This is a genomic window from Mariniphaga anaerophila (genome assembly GCF_900129025.1).
Taxonomy (GTDB): Bacteria; Bacteroidota; Bacteroidia; order Bacteroidales; family Prolixibacteraceae; genus Mariniphaga; species Mariniphaga anaerophila.
Map to the genome: position 1 here is coordinate 264984 of NZ_FQUM01000006.1, position 17709 is coordinate 282692.

At 44.3% G+C, this 17709-nt stretch carries 12 protein-coding genes; 6 read left to right on the forward strand and 6 right to left on the reverse strand.

What is annotated here, in order from left to right; translation table 11 throughout:
- Positions 1 to 11 precede the first annotated feature (11 nt).
- Together atpA and atpG are read left to right on the forward strand one after the other, a co-directional pair.
- Positions 12 to 1601 (forward strand): F0F1 ATP synthase subunit alpha, encoded by a 1590-nt coding sequence (gene atpA / locus BUB08_RS13955; protein ID WP_073002499.1) that lies wholly within the window; start codon positions 12 to 14, stop codon positions 1599 to 1601.
- 6 nt (positions 1602 to 1607) lie between these two features.
- Complete coding sequence (atpG, locus tag BUB08_RS13960; RefSeq protein ID WP_073002500.1) at positions 1608 to 2486, forward strand: ATP synthase F1 subunit gamma; 879 nt, start codon at positions 1608 to 1610, stop codon at positions 2484 to 2486.
- Positions 2487 to 2490: 4 nt separating this feature from the next.
- Here the strand turns inward: atpG and BUB08_RS13965 are convergent, their stop codons facing one another.
- The 3 genes from BUB08_RS13965 to BUB08_RS13975 all read right to left on the reverse strand — a co-directional run bounded on the left by BUB08_RS13965 (position 2491) and on the right by BUB08_RS13975 (position 4449).
- Complete coding sequence (locus BUB08_RS13965; RefSeq protein WP_073002501.1) at positions 2491 to 3195, reverse strand: class I SAM-dependent methyltransferase; 705 nt, start codon at positions 3193 to 3195, stop codon at positions 2491 to 2493.
- A gap of 74 nt (positions 3196 to 3269) precedes the next feature.
- Positions 3270 to 4010, reverse strand: coding sequence for a sulfite exporter TauE/SafE family protein (locus BUB08_RS13970; RefSeq protein ID WP_073002502.1), 741 nt, complete (start codon positions 4008 to 4010; stop codon positions 3270 to 3272).
- 55 nt (positions 4011 to 4065) lie between these two features.
- On the reverse strand, positions 4066 to 4449 hold the full coding sequence (locus BUB08_RS13975) for a YkvA family protein (RefSeq protein WP_073002503.1): 384 nt from the start codon (positions 4447 to 4449) through the stop codon (positions 4066 to 4068).
- A 176-nt stretch (positions 4450 to 4625) separates the two neighbouring features.
- Between BUB08_RS13975 and BUB08_RS13980 the strand changes: the two genes are divergently transcribed.
- From BUB08_RS13980 to porX, 3 genes are all read left to right on the forward strand, one after another.
- The gene (locus BUB08_RS13980) at positions 4626 to 5741 is read left to right on the forward strand and encodes an Mrp/NBP35 family ATP-binding protein (RefSeq protein ID WP_073002504.1); all 1116 of its coding nucleotides are present in this window, start codon (positions 4626 to 4628) and stop codon (positions 5739 to 5741) included.
- 157 nt (positions 5742 to 5898) lie between these two features.
- Positions 5899 to 9576, forward strand: coding sequence for a type IX secretion system periplasmic lipoprotein PorW/SprE (gene porW / locus BUB08_RS13985; protein WP_139249716.1), 3678 nt, complete (start codon positions 5899 to 5901; stop codon positions 9574 to 9576).
- A gap of 86 nt (positions 9577 to 9662) precedes the next feature.
- Positions 9663 to 11219, forward strand: a complete 1557-nt coding sequence (porX, locus tag BUB08_RS13990; RefSeq protein ID WP_073002622.1) for a T9SS response regulator signal transducer PorX — start codon at positions 9663 to 9665, stop codon at positions 11217 to 11219.
- On the opposite strand, the gene BUB08_RS13995 is transcribed toward porX, so the two are convergent.
- Entirely contained in the window at positions 11209 to 12066 is an 858-nt protein-coding gene (locus BUB08_RS13995) for a damage-control phosphatase ARMT1 family protein (RefSeq protein WP_073002506.1), read from the reverse strand. The two genes, porX and BUB08_RS13995, sit on opposite strands and share 11 nt — an antisense overlap.
- A gap of 109 nt (positions 12067 to 12175) precedes the next feature.
- Between BUB08_RS13995 and BUB08_RS14000 the strand changes: the two genes are divergently transcribed.
- Positions 12176 to 12769: a peptidylprolyl isomerase gene (locus tag BUB08_RS14000; RefSeq protein ID WP_139249717.1), complete on the forward strand. Its 594-nt coding sequence runs from the start codon at positions 12176 to 12178 to the stop codon at positions 12767 to 12769.
- Positions 12770 to 12809: 40 nt separating this feature from the next.
- Here the strand turns inward: BUB08_RS14000 and BUB08_RS14005 are convergent, their stop codons facing one another.
- Both BUB08_RS14005 and BUB08_RS14010 read right to left on the reverse strand, forming a co-directional pair.
- Complete coding sequence (locus tag BUB08_RS14005) at positions 12810 to 14249, reverse strand: RagB/SusD family nutrient uptake outer membrane protein (protein WP_073002624.1); 1440 nt, start codon at positions 14247 to 14249, stop codon at positions 12810 to 12812.
- Positions 14250 to 14259: 10 nt separating this feature from the next.
- A complete protein-coding gene (locus tag BUB08_RS14010) occupies positions 14260 to 17358 on the reverse strand; it encodes a SusC/RagA family TonB-linked outer membrane protein (RefSeq protein WP_083570774.1) in 3099 nt (1032 codons plus the stop codon).
- Positions 17359 to 17709 lie beyond the last annotated feature (351 nt).

Below are 17709 nucleotides of genomic sequence, written 5' to 3' on the forward strand. Positions count from 1 at the left end.
AAGTATTAAAAATGATAAACATTAAACCGGCTGAAATATCTGAAATACTGAAGCAACAACTGGATAGCTTCAAGTCGGAAGCAGAATTGGAAGAAGTGGGCACCGTTTTGCAGGTTGGCGACGGAATTGCCCGTATTTACGGTCTGTCGAATGTCGAATCCAACGAAATGATTGAATTCGAAAGCGGCATAAAAGGAATTGTGCTGAACCTGGAAGAAGACAACGTGGGAGCGGTACTTCTCGGCCCATCCGAAGAAGTAAAAGAGGGCGACACCGTAAAACGGCTTCAACGCATTGCCTCCATCAATGTTGGCGAAAACTTGCTGGGACGAGTTATCAATACCATTGGTGAACCACTCGACGGCAAAGGCCCCATTGGTGGAGAATTGATGGAGCTGCCACTGGAAAGAAAAGCGCCCGGGGTAATCTTCCGTCAGCCGGTAAAACAGCCGCTTCAAACCGGATTAAAAGCTATTGATGCCATGATTCCAATCGGACGCGGGCAGCGTGAGCTGATCATTGGCGACCGCCAAACCGGGAAAACAGCTGTGGCTATTGATACCATTATTAACCAACGCGAAAATTACGAAAAAGGGACCCCGGTATATTGTATTTATGTGGCAATCGGGCAAAAAGGCTCAACTGTTGCAAATATTGTTTCCACCCTTCAAAAATACGGAGCCATGGACTATACAGTTGTTGTATCGTCCACCGCATCAGACCCGGCAGCACTCCAGTTTTATGCACCGTACGGCGGAATGGCCATCGGCGAATATTTCCGCGATACCGGACGCGATGCGTTGATTGTGCTTGACGACCTTTCTAAACAGGCCGTTTCTTACCGCGAAGTTTCGTTGCTGCTTCGTCGTCCACCGGGTCGCGAAGCTTATCCAGGAGACGTTTTCTACCTGCACTCCAGACTGTTGGAACGCGCAGCAAAAGTTATCGATTCAGATGAAATTGCCTCTCAAATGAACGACCTTCCCGAAGGGCTTAAAAACAAAGTAAAAGGAGGAGGCTCGCTTACGGCACTTCCCATTATCGAAACTCAGGCAGGCGACGTTTCAGCATACATTCCCACAAACGTAATTTCCATTACCGACGGACAAATATTCCTGGAATCGAACCTGTTCAACTCCGGATTCAGACCGGCAATTAATGTGGGAATCTCCGTTTCGCGTGTAGGTGGAAATGCGCAAATTAAGTCCATGAAAAAAATTGCGGGAACACTGAAACTCGACCAGGCTCAGTACCGTGAGCTGGAAGCTTTTGCCAAGTTTGGCTCAGACCTCGATGCCGCTACCATGCGTATACTCGATAAAGGCCGGAAAAACATGGAAATTCTGAAACAACACCAGTACTCTCCAATGAAGGTAGAACACCAGGTTGCATTAATATACTGCGGTGTAAAAGAGTTACTGCGGACAGTTCCGACAGATAAAGTAAAAGAGTTTGAAAATGCTTTCCTCCAGCTCATGGAAACGGAAAACCGCGATGTGCTTGATTCCATAAAAGAAGGAAACATGACTGAAAAAATTGAGAAAGTGTTAACAGACGTAGCTGCCGAAGCAGCCGCCAAATACACACAAAGGGTTGAATAATTTAAAATGGCAGGGTTAAAAGAAATACGAACACGCATATCGTCGGTAACAACAACCAGGCAGGTTACCAGCGCAATGAAAATGGTTTCGGCGGCCAAGCTAAAAAAAGCGCAGGACGCCATTCTGCAAATTCGTCCGTATGTAGATAAGCTGCATCAGATTCTGGTTTCCATTGGCTCCAGCCTCAACGAAGCAGACGAATCGGTTTACACGCAGCAGCGGGAGCCTGAAAAAATACTCGTCGTGCTGATTTCTTCGAACCGGGGACTGTGCGGCGGTTTTAACATGAACATTGCAAAAAAATCGGTAGAACTGGTTCATTCAAAATACAGCCTTCAATTCCAAATGGGGAACGTAGATTTTCTGTGCATTGGCAAGCAGGCCGAAAAACAGGTTAAACTACGGGGAATGAATGTTGTGGAAAGCCATCACGAACTTTTTGACACGCTCGACTTTGAACATGTTTACGTACTAGCTGAGGAAATAATGAAGGACTTTGCCGAAGGGAAGTACGACACAGTTGAACTGGTTTACAATCAGTTTTTAAACGCAGCTACACAAATTAACACCACAGAACAATTTCTGCCGGTGGAAATGGAAACAGAAGAACAAGGGCACCAACTGTACGATTATATTTTTGAACCTTCGAAGGAATACATGATTAAAGAACTAATTCCCAGAAGTTTAAAAATACAATTTTACAAAGCGATGCTCGATTCGCATGCGGCAGAGCACGGCGCAAGGATGACTGCCATGCACCAGGCAACCGACAATGCATCTGAGCTGCTTAAAGATTTGACTCTGCAATACAACAAAGTACGCCAGGCGTCAATTACCAGCGAAATTCTGGAAATTGTGAGCGGGGCTGAAGCGTTAAACGGATAAACAATTATTTCTTTCGCAAAACGAGAATTAGATTGGTTGCCGGCTGGAAACCGTATTTTAGCGCTTTACTTCGGAACTCTTCGATTTGAGGCTGAAGAACATCGTATTCTGCACTTCCTTTGATCTGCTCCAGCATCGATTTCATTTTCTCGATTCGCAAATCGAGTTCTGCTTCATCTTCCACGAGATTCACATTTCTGCGCTGTTCAAAAAAGAACTGAACCGGCAACTCTGCTACTTTTAGCATTTGAAGAATGGCATCTTTGGTGAATGTTTTTCGGTGATATCTCCCCATCAACCGATCGATGTGGCTGCGAAAATGATGATACAATTTATGAACTTCCTGGGCAGGAGTCAGCCCGTCGCTAATAACTTCGTTTACAACAATGTATCCGTCCGGTTTTACCACCCGTCTGATTTCTTTAAGCCCCTTTTGTACTTTTGACAGATGGTGCAACGCCATCGAAATACTCACCACATCAAACGAATCATCTTCGAAATCGAGCTTTTCTGCAACCATTTGCCGAAACGTTACATCCTGAAAATGGTTGCGGGCAGCTTCCAGTGCTTCTTCACTGGGATCTACCCCGGTAATTACAGCTTCGGGAAATGTTTTTTTCAGCACATGAATAAAACCTCCGCCTCCGGTGCCAACATCCAACACATGGTGTATTTCGATGTCTTTAAAGTAATTGATTAGTGGTTCCATATCTGTCAGAAACTCCTTTTATTGATTTTACATTTTGTCTTCAATACAAATATAAAAATCCTGAGATTTCTGAATTAAATAAGCAATAAAAATGCAGATAAAGCGGTAACAACAATTACAAATGTGCGGTATGTTTTGTCGGGAATCTTTTTCACCAGCCACACACCCAAAACAGCGCCGAGCGCAATTCCCGGAAGCAAAATCAAATCCAGCTTCAGGGTTTGCCAATCAATGGTTTTCCACACAAAAATGTGTAACGGAAACTTGCTGATATTGATAATTAGAAAAAACCATGCTCCGGTGCCGATAAAACTGTTCTTGGGCAAACGCATTGCCAGCAGGTAAATGGCGAAAATTGGCCCGGCAACATTTCCAATCATTGTAGCAAAACCACCCAAAATCCCCATTGCTGCGGCAAACCACCAGGTATCCGGAAAAAAACGATTGCCTTTTCGCCGGTCTTTCCACAACATCAGGGCAATGCAAATAAATACCAGTATTGCAATAATGTTTTTAAACCACTCGTCGTTAACTACTTCGCCTACCCATAAAGCAACACCCACTCCCCCAAAAGCCCACGGCAGCAGTCGCCACAAGTATTTCCACTGAGCGTGACGATGGTAGTATCCTACCCCGAACCAATCGGCCATCATTAAAATCGGAAGCAAAATACCGGTTGAAGCTTTTCCTCCGAAAATTAGCGCCAGCACCGGCACAACCGCCATAGAAACACCGGGAACACCTACTTTTGACATCCCTATTAACATGGCACAACAAAACAGCAACAACCATTGCAGAAGTGTAAAATCAATCATTTATCCGGATTTAAGGTTAGTAGAATTCATTTGAACGAATCACGCGAACGGCTTTCTAAAAGATCTTGCTTTCCAGCTCTTTTAATTCGATCTCGTCAATCTTGCCAAACCAGTCGCCCAATTTGGCACGAGCCTTTTCTTTTATTTCGGGAGTGATATTTGAAGAGACCTGGGTAAGTGCAAACAACAACACGCCCAAATCATCGGAGTAACCAATTAGCGGAGTAAAATCAAAAATGGCATCGGTAGGCAAAATAAAGTAGCCCAAAGCAGCCGCAATAGAAAGCTTGGTTTTGACTGCTACTTTTTTGTCATTCATTACATAATACAACAACAAAACACCGTAAACCACTGTCGTTCCGGCCGATTTCGAATAATTTTTTATTTTCTCCCAAAATGATTTTTCTGAAAAATATGTAGAAAACTGGTTGTCACTCATTATAAAACTCCTCTCAAAAACTGTTATTTCAATCTTTTGCCAACAAAGTTAGTATAATTTACATTTCGGTTTCTGCGGCAAACCGTTGAATTCCAAACAAAGCATTGATTTTCCAAATCCCTTAAAATACCTTAAGATATTTTTTAATTTTGTAGTCCAATTTTAAAAACACTATCATGAATGATATTCCTCGCAAATTAATTGTGCCTAAAAACGTCACCGATGCATTGCGGACAGTTACATACCCCGGGAGCAACGAAGATGTGGTTTCGCTGGACATGGTTCAGGAAATAAGAATTGCCGGTCAGCGTGTTAGTTTTTCGCTGGTATTTCAGAAAAGCGACGACCCAAATATTGAACCGCTGGTGCTGGCATGTGAAAAAGCAATAAAAGAGTATTTAGGCGAACAGGTTGAAATAGAGGACAACATTACGGTTAAGTTTCTGCACGACATGGAACGTCCCGTTTTACCCGGAGTAAAAAATATTATTGCCGTGGCATCGGGTAAAGGCGGTGTAGGAAAATCAACGGTTGCAGTTAACCTGGCAGTTGCACTTGCCAACACCGGAGCTAAAGTCGGATTAATCGATGCTGATATTTTCGGGCCATCTATTCCCAAAATGTTCGGGGCAGAAGATGTTCGTCCGTCCGGCGAAAAAATTGACGGACGGGACATGATTAATCCGGTTGAAAAATACGGCGTAAAATTTTTGTCCATCGGGTTTTTTGTTGATACCGAAAGTGCTATTATCTGGCGTGGCCCCATGGCTTCGAATGCGCTGAAACAACTTATTATGGATGGGAACTGGGGCGAACTGGATTATATGCTTATCGACCTTCCCCCCGGAACCAGCGATATTCACCTGACTTTGGTACAAACCATTCCGGTTACGGGAGCTGTAATTGTAACCACCCCGCAGGATGTTGCCCTGGCCGACGTCGTTCGCGGCACCAGCATGTTCCAGAGCAAATCAATCGATGTTCCGGTGCTTGGCCTTGTTGAAAACATGGCATGGTTTACTCCCGCCGAGCTTCCCGACAATAAATACTACATTTTCGGAAAAGACGGAGGTAAAAAGCTGTGTGAAAAAATCGGGCTGAAACTGCTAGGACAAATACCTATTGTACAAAGCATTAGAGAAGGAGGTGACCACGGAACTCCGGTTGCCACAGAAACTGACTCGATTACCGGTATTGCATTCGCAGATGTTGCCAAAAGCATTGCACAACAGGTGCATATCCGCAACATTGCAAAGGCACCTACTAAAAAGGTAAAAATTACCCGAAAATAGCAGCAATAACCTTTTCAGTCACATAACCTTCTTTTGCAGCGGCAGGGCTGTAAAAATTATTATTTTTGTGCCTTTGGCAACGGAATAAATTTGAAAAAAGAATTACAATAATATGGCAAAATCTCAGTTTATTCCTAAAGCCACTTAATAACTGTATTTGAAGCGATTTTTACTACATACCATAGGGCTATTACTCCTGATGCCGCTTTATCAAAGGTGTTCAACCGAAAAGAATACCTTTGCCACACGTACATTCCATAATGTGACGTCGCAATACAACGTGTATTTCAACGGGAATGAAAGTTTTAAAGCGGGGGTAGAACGAATTGAGACCAGCATTGAAGATGATTTCACACGGTTGCTCCCCATTTATAAAGAAAGCGACCCATCTGCCGCCAACCTGGCAAAAGCCGACATGGACAATGCAGTGTTGAAAGCTTCAAAACTTATTGAGCTGCATTCAATTACTCAAAAGCCAAAGCGAAAAAGGCGCAGAACCCGCCGCTACCAAGAGTTTGCCAGCAAGGAAGAATTTAATCCGTGGATTGACGACAGCTACCTTTTAATAGGAAAAGCCTATTTCTTCCAGCACAATTTTATGGCTGCCATCAACAATCTTTCTTTTATTCAACGGAAATATCCCGATGGAGATGCCAGGTATGAGGCACAAATATGGCTTATTCGCAGTTACTCTGAATTACAAAGGTTTGCCGAGGCTTCGGAAGTAATTCAATCTGTTCAGAACAACAGGGATTTTCCCCGAAAACTGGAGCGTGACCTGGCAGTGGCAACTGCCGACTATTATATCAAACAAAAAGAATACGCAGAGGCCATCAAGTTTATTGATATCGCCATAAGCAAAACTTTGTGGAAAAAGCAAAAGGCCAGGCTACAGTACATCGCAGCCCAGTTGTACGAAGAAACAGACAAACCAATGCTGGCTGCCGAGGCGTACCGGAAAGTAACCCGCCTAAACCCGGATTACCGCATGGCTTTCAATGCAAAAATAAATGCAGCTGGAGTTTTCTCCGGAGAAGGCGATGCAGAAAAGACGAAAAAAGAGTTGCGAAAAATGCTGCGCGACAAAAAGAACGTCGAATTCCGGGATCAGATATATTATGCGCTGGGAAATATTTTCTTTGGGGAAGGAGCACGCGAAACTGCCATCGAGAATTACCGCAATTCGGTAGCAAGCAGTTACAATAATCAGTTTCAGCGCGCTCACTCGGCAATTACGCTGGCCGACCTTTATTTCGAAGACAAAAAATACCGCGAAGCACAGGCGTACTACGACAGTGCAATGATTATTATCGACGAAACGTATCCCAACTATACAAAGCTTTCTAACCAGTACCGCAGTTTGTCAAACCTGGTGGAAAACATAGTTACCGTTGAGCGGGAAGACAGCCTGCAACGTATTGCATTACTGCCCGACGCCGAACGGGAAGCATTAATTGCCCGTATGATGCGCGAAGAACAGGAACATCAGCGCAACCTGGAAAATCTGGCAATGCAAGGACAACGCGACCAGGGATACTACCGCTCAAACCGTTACAGAATGGGTATGGGAAGTGGACAGCAAGGCGCGGGCTGGTACTTTTATAACCCGCAAACAGTGGCCTACGGACAAGTTACCTTTAAACAACGCTGGGGAGAACGAAAGCTGGAAGACAACTGGAGGCGTTCCAATAAAAACACCGTTTCGATGGACGAAATGGATGAGCTGGCTGGAGTAGATTCTTCCCTGATTGTTCAGCGCGTGGAAGACCCCATGCAAAAAGAGTTTTACACACAAGACCTGCCGTTGACCGATTCGTTAATGGCCGTTTCGCACGATAAAATAAGGGATGCATTATACAACGCCGGAAAAATTTACAAGTCAGAATTTTCAAATTACCAGCGCTCAGCAGAAGCTCTTGAAGAATTACAGAGAAGGTATCCCAACAACATCTACCAACTGTCGGCTTACTACGATTTATACGATTTGTACGAACTAATGGGAGACAAACAAAAATCGAACTACTACAGAAATCTTATTATTTCAAAATTCCCCGACAGCAAATATGCACAGTACCTGCTGAATCCCAACTTCTTTATTGAGCTGGAAGCCCGCACAGACAGTTTGAACCGCATTTACGAGGAAACATTTAAAAACTACCGCTCGGGTAATTACCGAAACGTAATCACGCTGGCCAATTCAATGAAAACAATGAAGCCGGACAGCGTTGTTATCCCCAAAATTGATTTTATGCAAACTGTGGCGCAGGGTACACAAACCGATATTCACGGTTTTGAAAGCCTGCTGAAAAGCTATATTGAAACATGGCCCAAAGCAGAACCCACTCCGCTTGCCACCGAAATTCTGACACTGATTCAGGACAGCACACTTGCCGATTATCAAAAGCTGGTGGACATGGGGTATATTAACGAAGAAATTCAGAATGAAGAATTGCTGCTGGCTCAACGCATGGAAGACGATGAGTTTGGCGGAAAATATACTTACGACGAAGATTTGCTTCACTACTTTGTTATTGCATATCCACTCGGTGAAAAAATAGATTTAAACCGGCTTAAGTTCGACATTGCCAATTACAATATTGACCATTACACCAAAATCGATTTCGATATTGAAACCGAGGCATTGAACGAAAAAACAAACCTGGTTGTGGTGCGCGCACTGAACAACAAAGAAGACGGAGTTATTTATCACCGGGCAATTATTAGAAGTGCCCCCGTATTCCAAACACTTGCGGGGCTTGATTATGTAAACTTCGTTATTTCATCAACCAATTACCGGCAGGTACTTTCAGAACAATCGCTGGCCGACTACCTGAAGTTTTTCGTGAAAAATTACAGCCGCTACATCAAATCTGACTTTAGTGACGAAGAGCCCGAATTTTCTCCGGAAGAGTTGATGGCACGTGCACGGGAAGAAGAGCAGATGTTACGCGACCGCGGAGAGTTCAGGGTTGTGGAAACCGGAGCAAGCGACATGTTCAACCAGAACATTGACACGACACAAATTTTTGTGCTGGCAGTAAAAGACACCCGCATGTCGCTACGGCCAGCTTTAAGTGGTTTTACCCAGTTTAACCGCGACGAATTCAGAGCCTGGAACCTGTCGACACAGGTAAAACAGGCCGGGGAATACCAGTTGATAACAGTTCAAAACATTCCGTCGCTAAATGAAGCCATGTCGTACTTCCGCAAAGTGGTAATTACCAGAAGTTTGTTCGAACCACTCGGACAGGTAACCTACCGCAATTTCCTGATAACCGAAGAAAATATTGAAAAGCTTATTGCCGAAAATAAAGTAGACGACTACATCGATTTCTTTCGAAGCAACTATATTCAGCGAAGTACAACACAACAAAAACCTGCAACACAAACCCAGCAGGCAGCACAACCGGAAGTTAAACAAACCGAGCCGGAAGTTCAGAAAGAAACCCCGGAAACTTATACCGGACCTTACAGTACTGAAATTGAAAAGCCGCACTATTTTGTTTTCGTCATCCCGTCGCAGGGCGTAGATAAAACCCAATTTGTAAACGGACTGGAACAGTTCAATAAAGCCGGAAACAATCCTTCCATGGGCATTAAAGAAGTTCCCATTGACGAATATCGTGTTGCAATTGTCATTTCGGGTCTGTCCGACAAAGAGGCTGCCACCCGCTACTCACGGACAGTGGTGCAAAACCGCGATTTGTATACTCCGCTGGGCTCGGCCAACTACCGCAACTTCCTGATCTCAACCGAAAACTTCGAAATTTTCCTGAAGGAGAAAAACATTAACGACTACATGGATTTCTACAAACTCGTTTACCTGGCCAATTAACCGGGGTTAAAGTTTGTTAAGCATTTTTCCCTTCACTTTTTTTGTTTGTAACTTTAGAACCAACGAAAACAATTAAGAAACAGATTATGAGGAAACCAAGAATACTTTGGGTTGACGACGAAATTGATGTACTGAGAGCTCACATTATCTTCCTGGAAAGTAAAGATTACGAAGTAGAAACAGCCAACAATGGCCTGGATGCCATTGAAATGGTTAAAAAAAGCTTTTTCGACATTATTTTTCTGGATGAAAATATGCCGGGGATGACCGGCCTGGAAACGCTGAACGAAATAAAAACCGTTTCGCCAAATGTTCCGGTGGTAATGATTACCAAAAGCGAAGAGGAAAATATTATGGATGAGGCCATTGGTTCGAAAATCGCCGATTACCTCATCAAACCGGTAAACCCAAAACAAATTCTGCTTACCCTCAAAAAAAATATCGACCAGAAACGATTGGTGACGCAACAAACAACTTCGGCTTACCAAACCCAGTTTTCCCAAATTGGAATGCGTATTAACGACCGGCTTAATTACCAGGAGTGGTTTGACATTTACAAAAAACTGGTTTTCTGGGAAATAGAACTGAGCACATCCGAAGACGGCGCCATGGATGAGGTGTTGGCTATGCAAAAAAATGACGCCAACAAAGCATTTTTTAAGTTCATTAAAGAGAACTACCTCGAATGGCTGAACAAAGATTACGGGGAGCGCCCGTTGCTTTCGTATGATATTTTTCACCACAAAATATTTCCGCTGCTGGATGCGGGCAAAAAGGTTTTTGTGCTGGTTATCGACAACCTGCGGTTTGACCAGTGGCGCACCATCAGCCCGGTTTTCGAAGAATATTTCAGGGTTGATTCCGACGAGCTTTATATGAGCATTCTCCCCACCGCTACCATGTACGCACGAAATGCAATTTTTGCCGGACTGATGCCCGCCGAAATAGAAAAAGTGTACCCCGATTTATGGGACGACGACGACAACGAAGGAAATAAAAACCGCCACGAAGAAGAACTGCTGCGCAAACAACTGGAAAGACACCGGCGCAAAGAAAAACTCTACTTCGAAAAGGTTTCGGGAATCCGCCGCGACAGCCAAATTTCTGAAAGCCTGAAAAGCATTGCGGAGAACGATCTTTCGGTAATGGTTTTCAACTTTGTGGACATGATCTCCCACGCGCGCACCGAAATGGAAATGATTCGCGAGTTGGCAAAAGATGAAAAAGCATATCGGTCGTTAACGCTGAGTTGGTTCAACCACTCCTCGCTGCGCGAACTTATTAAAAACCTGGCCGGCAACAACATCAACCTGGTTGTGACTACCGACCACGGTACCATCAGAGTAGATAATCCGGTGAAAGTAATTGGCGACCGCGAGACCAATACCAACCTGCGGTACAAATTGGGCAAAAACTTAAATTACAAGTCGAAAAACGTGTTTGAAGTGCGCGACCCGCGACTGGCTTATCTGCCTTCGCGCAATGTAAGTACCAGCTATATTTTTACGCATGGAAGCGACTTTTTTGCGTACCCCAACAATTACAATTATTACGCAAATTATTACAAAGACACATTCCAGCACGGAGGAATTTCGCTGGAAGAGATGATTGTACCGCTGATTACACTAGTTCCTAAAGGGTAAGTTTTTTACTTCGTTTTACAACCAACTCTCCTTTTGCAGCGCCTACTTTTCGACTGATTACCGGGCATTTTACCATAAACAAAAAAAACAGCCGGGGGTTATTTTCATGCATCAGCCCTTCAAAATTGCCCATGCCTTTTGAGATAATCAGGTCAGCATTATTATACAATTCCAAAAACTGACTGCTTACCTTATGAAGCAGCGTAGAAGGAGCATCGTAACCGTTTGGAATAATCTTGGCAAACTGGTCAATTCCAACCGCGCGGGCTTCCTTTTCTGTAACATCATTCAGCACCGGCTCATTGCGAACGGCGTACCAAACATTCGGATGTGCAATGGTTTCGAGAAAAAGTTTATCGAGCACCACTTCGCCACAATTGTCTGCCAGGTACAATATTGTTTTTGCCTTTTTTATTTCTTCGCGAAGTTCTTTGGAGTCATTAACGGCGATGTCAGATGTCAACGCTTTTTTAATGGTTTCTTCCAAATCGAAATGATTACCCGGCCCAAAGTCTATTATATTGCCTGCAACAGCCAACCGCAACGCCGTGTCAAACCTGTCGGACGATTTATTAACCAGCTCCCTAAACTCGTTATAACGACTTAGCAGTTGATGATTGGCATTCTCTTTTTCTTCTCTGTATGGATCTTCAACCGTTGAATGCTCTTTTAACTTGGCCAGAATGTTTCGTGTATTTTCCGGCGAATAACTTTTTTCTAAATCAATAGCAGCAATTTTCTTCAGTACATCACTTACTATTCTGTCCCTTTTTTCTTCAGGAATCTCATATTTGTCGAGCCGTTGCTGCAGCGACTTAATCTGACAAATCAAACATTCGTAACTCATAGGTGCAAAAATACGAACTAAAGAACATTTCGTGAAGAGAACGATGGTTCGTTTTACAAAAAACAGGAAAAGGAAAAAAAAGCTTTACATTAGCTAAAAAGTTTCAGCCATGCCAGCAAAAATAGTCCGCCTGCTTTTAATCCTTCTTCCCTTATTTTCGTTTTTTACTTCGGCAAAAAGTCAAATGCTCCCGCAAGTAGAAATTCAAACTTCTTTGGGCAAAATTTTAATCGAAGTTGACACAGTGCATGCTCCGGTAACAGCCGCAAACTTTCTAAAGCATGTTACTGAAGGAAGCTACAACAAATCATTTTTTTACCGCACCGTTCGCCTTGACAACCAACCAGGCAGCAGCGTCAAAATCGAAGTCATTCAGGGAGGACTTTATTCGGATGAGGAAATCAATAAACACCCGGTTATTAGGCACGAAACCACTGAGGAAACCGGATTGAAGCATTTGGACGGTGTTATTTCAATGGCAAGAAACGAACCGGGCACTGCTTCCACTGAATTTTTTATTTGCATCGGAAATCAGCCGGAGCTTGATTACAGCGGGAAAAGAAATCCCGACGAGCATGGGTTTGCTGCATTTGGGAAAGTAATACAGGGCATGGATGTAGTCCGAAAAATTCAACAACTTCCAAATAAAGATCAATATCTGGACAACCCGGTTCAATTCACTGCAAGCATAAAAAAAGAGTGACTTCTGAGGCCACTCTTTCTTGTTGTTTATATTGAATTGATTAGTAGTCCGGATTCTGTGTCAGTCCGGGAGAAATATCACGTTCGCGTTTGGGAATCGGCAAAATGGCTCTTCCGTAATTGCCATCAATTTCGCGGTTCATGCGGGGCGAATAAATGCTTTTCCCGTTTCGCCACGCGTCCCAGCAGCGGTGCCCTTCGGCTACCAACTCTTTACGGCGCTCGGTCAGCACATCATCCAAAGTTACCGTAGCAACATCAGAATAACCCGAAATACGGTTTTGGCGCAACTGGTTGATGTACCATTCTGCACTTTTGCCCTGGGAAGCGGTTCCTCCCTTCACACTTGCTTCGGCAGCAATTAGGTACACTTCCGAAAGGCGAATTACGGCGGGATTGTTCTGGTACAAACTGCCGTTTCTTCCGGGATATTTCTGAGTGTAATATCCTTTGGTATCAGTTTCATCCTCCTCCCACTCTATCAACTGGCTCCGAATGTCGTTTGCATCTGCAGTTAAAAGTTCGTATCCCTGGGTGGAAAAAGCGCATTCTCCGTAACCGCCGGAGTGCGTATAATACCCGATGGAATTGCGCTGCGAATTGTGCGCTGCGTTGGTCAGCACTTCAAACATTAATTCTGCAGCCCCTTCAACTCCCCAAACGTTCAGGTATTCATCAATCGCATAAAGCGAGTAAGGCGAATCGTCGATTACCTCCTGCGCAGCTGCCAGCGCTTCATTGTTTTCTCCGAGATAGAGATGCACCCTGGCCAGCAACCCTTTGGCTGCCCAGTAATTGATATGCCCCAGGTTTGTCTCTTCGGAAAGCAGCCCCAGCGCGGCATTCAGATCTTCTTTTATAAAATCATAGGTTTCTCTCAGCGTTGAGCGGGTAGGTTCAAAATCCACATGGTATTTTTCTTTGGAAAGCGGAATACCGGAATTGGCGGCATCCATGTCGGCGAGCGTCGGAAGTTTTGCAAACAGCCTGGCTGCATCAAAATGAAACAGGGCACGCAAAGCATAAAGCTGCCCTTTCAGGTCATTAAACTGCTCCTGTTCATCGTCTTCCACTTCAATTCCATCGATAACCGAAAAAATATCATTCACCCTCCCTGTCAAAGTATATGGCATTTGCCAGAATTGTTCAGAGTAATTGGATTCCGGGCTGTGTTCAAACCGCGCCATGGGAGAAATATGATTGTTGGACGAGGTGTAATCCAAATCGCCTCCCTTTAAATCGGCGTACGCAATAAAATCGCCTCCGTAATATGAATACGGTTCGGTGAAGTCTCCCAACCCCAGGTCGAAATCGATCATCCCTGTATACACGCCATTTACAGCATTATTTAAATCAGTTACGCTTGTAATAGCTTCGTCTGCGGGCAGCGAGCCGGAAGGAGTCTCTTCAAGAAAACCTTCGCATCCCTGCAAAAGAAGGGCACCTGCCACTATTATCGAATAAATTGTTTTTTTCAGCATGGTGTATGTTTTAAAATTCAACATTAATTCCGAAAAGGAAATTTTTGGTAATCGGGGTATCCACTGTGCGGTACCCGTTAAGCGTAACTTCAGGCTCAATGGTATCTTCCTTGGCCAGAGTCCAGATGTTGTTGCCGTTAACAAACACTTTCAGGTTGCTCATGTGCATTTTGGAAACAACGCTTTTGGGCAAAGAGTACCCCAAATAAATATCTTTTAGCCTAATGTGATCGGTAGAAAGCACGTGCCGCGAAGACCAGCGGTCGGGTCTGTCAGATGTCCATGCCACAGGGCGCGGATTATCAACGATATCGCCGGGCTTTTTCCACCAGTTGTTTTCCACGTCTTTGGCCAGGTTCATACTTCCAAGCCGCACCCCGTCGTGGTGAAAAAAATACCCGGGATAATCAAACAGGCTTCCGCCCATCTGGTAGGTCAGCAAAAACGACAGTTCAAGACCTTTCCAAACAAAAGTGTTGGTCATGCCGCCAATTAAATCAGGCGTTGGTTTCCCCTGAATCTCCGGCTTTGCAAGTTCGCGAAGATAGGTCAACTCATCGGAATTTTCCGGATCGAGATAAAACAGAGGCATCCCGTTATCCGGGTCAACACCGGCGTAAGTAGGCAAATAAAATGTGTTTATTGCTTCACCTTCGCGAAGCAGGTACATTCCGCCATCGCCTTTCAGCACATCTTTTCCGGCGGGCAGTTTGTCGATAACAGAACTAATTGTTGTCAGGTTAAAATCTGTTGTCCACCTAAAATCCGAAGTAACAATATTGTTGGAATGAACCTCAAACTCGAGGCCTTTGTTTGTCAGCTCTCCAAGGTTTTGCCACGAAGTTTCAAACCCGGTAAGGTAGGTTAACGGAACTAACATCAACAGATCCCTGGTTTTTTTGTGGTAGTATTCAACGGAAGCAGTCAGCTTGTCGAACACGCGTAAATCCAGCCCCACATTGAAGTTGTCTGATTTTTCCCAGCTCAAATCCGGGTTGTCGGGCTGAATGGTGTAAATGGCGCTTTCCGAACCATATCCGCTACTGAATGTGTACAATCCTGAATGAGCAAAGTAATCAACTGGCAGGGTACCGTTGGTTCCAAACGAAGCCCTGATTTTTAAATCGTTCAACCAGCTCGATTCTCCCATAAATTCCTCCTGCGTGATTCTCCAGGCAGCAGAAGCCGACCAGAAATTTCCCCAGCGGTTATTTGCTCCAAGCCGCGACGATCCGTCGGAACGAATGCTCGCAGAGGCATAATATTTATCGGCAAAATTGTAATTCATATTCCCGATAAACGACATCAGATTTGATGAAGCAACTTCACTATCTACGGCTAATGCCTGGCCGTTAGCCAGTTCGGGAAGTTTGTAGGTGGAATAATTTTCCGCATTTGCCTGAAGGGTTCTGTACGTCAGCCCTTCTGCTTCGTATCCGCCAAAAACCTGAATATTGTGTTTGCCGAATGATTTATTGAAATCGCCAATGAAAGATGCATTTTTCACAACTGTTGTGTAAGTAAGATGGTCGCCGAGACCATTGTATGCTTCTCCGTCCACACTTTCCGGCGCCCACCAGACTCTGGTCTTCGAATCGGAATAATCAACTCCAAAGTTGGAACGAATTGCGAATTCGGGGATTAACTGCATCCTCACACTTGCATTGGTCAGACTACGGTAACGCTCAAGAATGTATGTCTGGTCTGTTCTTTCGCCGGTTCCGATTAAAGCAGTCAGCGGGTTTTTCACATTACCCATTCCTGCATCTTGGTTGGGCGTTCCGTCTTCGTTATAAACAGGCTGAGTGGGGTTCATCGAAAAAATCATACCTAACGGAGCCATATGATTTATCCCCTGCACCTGGTCAGTTTGGTCGCCATACCCATTTTGGCTGGTGTGAGACAGCATCTGTTTTAAACTGAAATTCAACCAATCTGTCGCTTTATGGTCGAGGTTTATCCGGCCAGAATATCTTTCGAAATCACTTCCAATAACAATACCTTCAATTTTATTGTACCCCACCCCGGTATAAAACGTTGTTTTGTCGTTACCTCCGGAAGCAGAAAACTGGTAATCCATTGTGTTCCCTTTTTTATAAACCACATCGCGCCAGTTGGTATTTGCCGAAGGCGATGTTATTCCCCACTTTCCTTCATCGGGATCTTCCTGAACATACTGAAGGGCGCGTTCCAGTACTTCGGCATCCTGATACCCCGGGTCGTCGGGATAAAGGCCGGGTTCGTACCAGAAAAGGTAGGCGCCAATTAATGCATCGTTTACATAATCGACGTACTGTTCAGCACTCATGGGCTGGTAAACATTTTTCATGGCTGTTTCGGAGGTGCCGTAAGTGGCTTTAAACTTGAATTGGGTTTTGCCACTTTTCCCCTTTTTGGTGGTAATAAGCACCACACCATTTGCCGCCCGGGAGCCATAAAGTGAAGCAGCCGCAGCGTCTTTCAGAATGGTCATGCTTTCCACGTCTTCGGGATTAAGCGTTGAAAGCAAATCTGTTGAAAAGCCCGTGTATCCGTACATTCCAATTTCCATGGGAACACCGTCGATGACGTACAACGGAGTAGTTGAAGCATTGATTGAGCCAACGCCCCTGATCTGAACTTCGCCGGATGCACCGGGAGCTCCGGTTGTGGAACTCACCCGAACCCCCGAAACTTTTCCGGACAGCATCTTGTCGATAGATTCGGACGTAGATGTGCCGACCAGTTCTTCCGCGCCCACTTTCTGAGCAGAACCGGTGAAAGAAGACCGTTTTGAAGTACCGTAAGCAACAACCAGCACTTCATCCATTCCAATAACATCCTGCTCCATAGCAACATTGTAGAGCGCTGATTCTGTAATTGGCACTTCAACGGTTTTCATGCCAACAAACGAAAAAAGAAGGGTTTCATTTTCAGGAACCCGTAGCGAAAAGTTCCCGTCAACATCAGTAATAGTACCCGTGGAAGTACCACTTACCACTACCGAAACGCCGGGGATTGGCGAGCCATCGCTTTTGGAGGTCACCGTCCCGGTAATTTGCTTTGTTTGTGCATTCGCAAAAAAAACGGAAGTACACAAAAACAAGCTGAGTAAAAGTAGTTTCTTCATAAATTTGATTTTTTTGTGTTATTTTATTCAGGAATAAATCCTCAACCCAAATAAAAAGCCCCTGTCGGGGAAACAGGAGCTTTTATCATTTACCCTTCGGTAATCAAACACTCGGCAATTTAGGTGCTGTTTAACTATTTCTATGAATAAATTGCTGTGCTTTATCTTTTGTCCCTTTATTTTGAATTCCCCGATTTTATCTCAAAAACACCAAGTGTGATACAATCTTTAACTTGTTCTAAATTTGGCAACTAATCCAAACTTATGTTTTATAAAAATACGGGGCGAAAAAAATCAATAAAGGGAAAGATAAACACAACGAACTGCAGGAATTGCGTTAAAACAGTTAGC

Coding starts and splice junctions, on each gene's coding strand:
- porX (WP_073002622.1), top strand. CDS start 9,663: ATGAGGAAACCAAGAATACTTTGGGTTGACGACGAAATTGATGTACTG.
- BUB08_RS14010 (WP_083570774.1), bottom strand. CDS start 17,358: ATGAAGAAACTACTTTTACTCAGCTTGTTTTTGTGTACTTCCGTTTTT.
- BUB08_RS13970 (WP_073002502.1), bottom strand. CDS start 4,010: ATGATTGATTTTACACTTCTGCAATGGTTGTTGCTGTTTTGTTGTGCC.
- BUB08_RS13965 (WP_073002501.1), bottom strand. CDS start 3,195: ATGGAACCACTAATCAATTACTTTAAAGACATCGAAATACACCATGTG.
- BUB08_RS13980 (WP_073002504.1), top strand. CDS start 4,626: ATGAATGATATTCCTCGCAAATTAATTGTGCCTAAAAACGTCACCGAT.
- atpG (WP_073002500.1), top strand. CDS start 1,608: ATGGCAGGGTTAAAAGAAATACGAACACGCATATCGTCGGTAACAACA.
- BUB08_RS14005 (WP_073002624.1), bottom strand. CDS start 14,249: ATGCTGAAAAAAACAATTTATTCGATAATAGTGGCAGGTGCCCTTCTT.
- atpA (WP_073002499.1), top strand. CDS start 12: ATGATAAACATTAAACCGGCTGAAATATCTGAAATACTGAAGCAACAA.
- BUB08_RS13995 (WP_073002506.1), bottom strand. CDS start 12,066: ATGAGTTACGAATGTTTGATTTGTCAGATTAAGTCGCTGCAGCAACGG.
- BUB08_RS13975 (WP_073002503.1), bottom strand. CDS start 4,449: ATGAGTGACAACCAGTTTTCTACATATTTTTCAGAAAAATCATTTTGG.
- BUB08_RS14000 (WP_139249717.1), top strand. CDS start 12,176: ATGCCAGCAAAAATAGTCCGCCTGCTTTTAATCCTTCTTCCCTTATTT.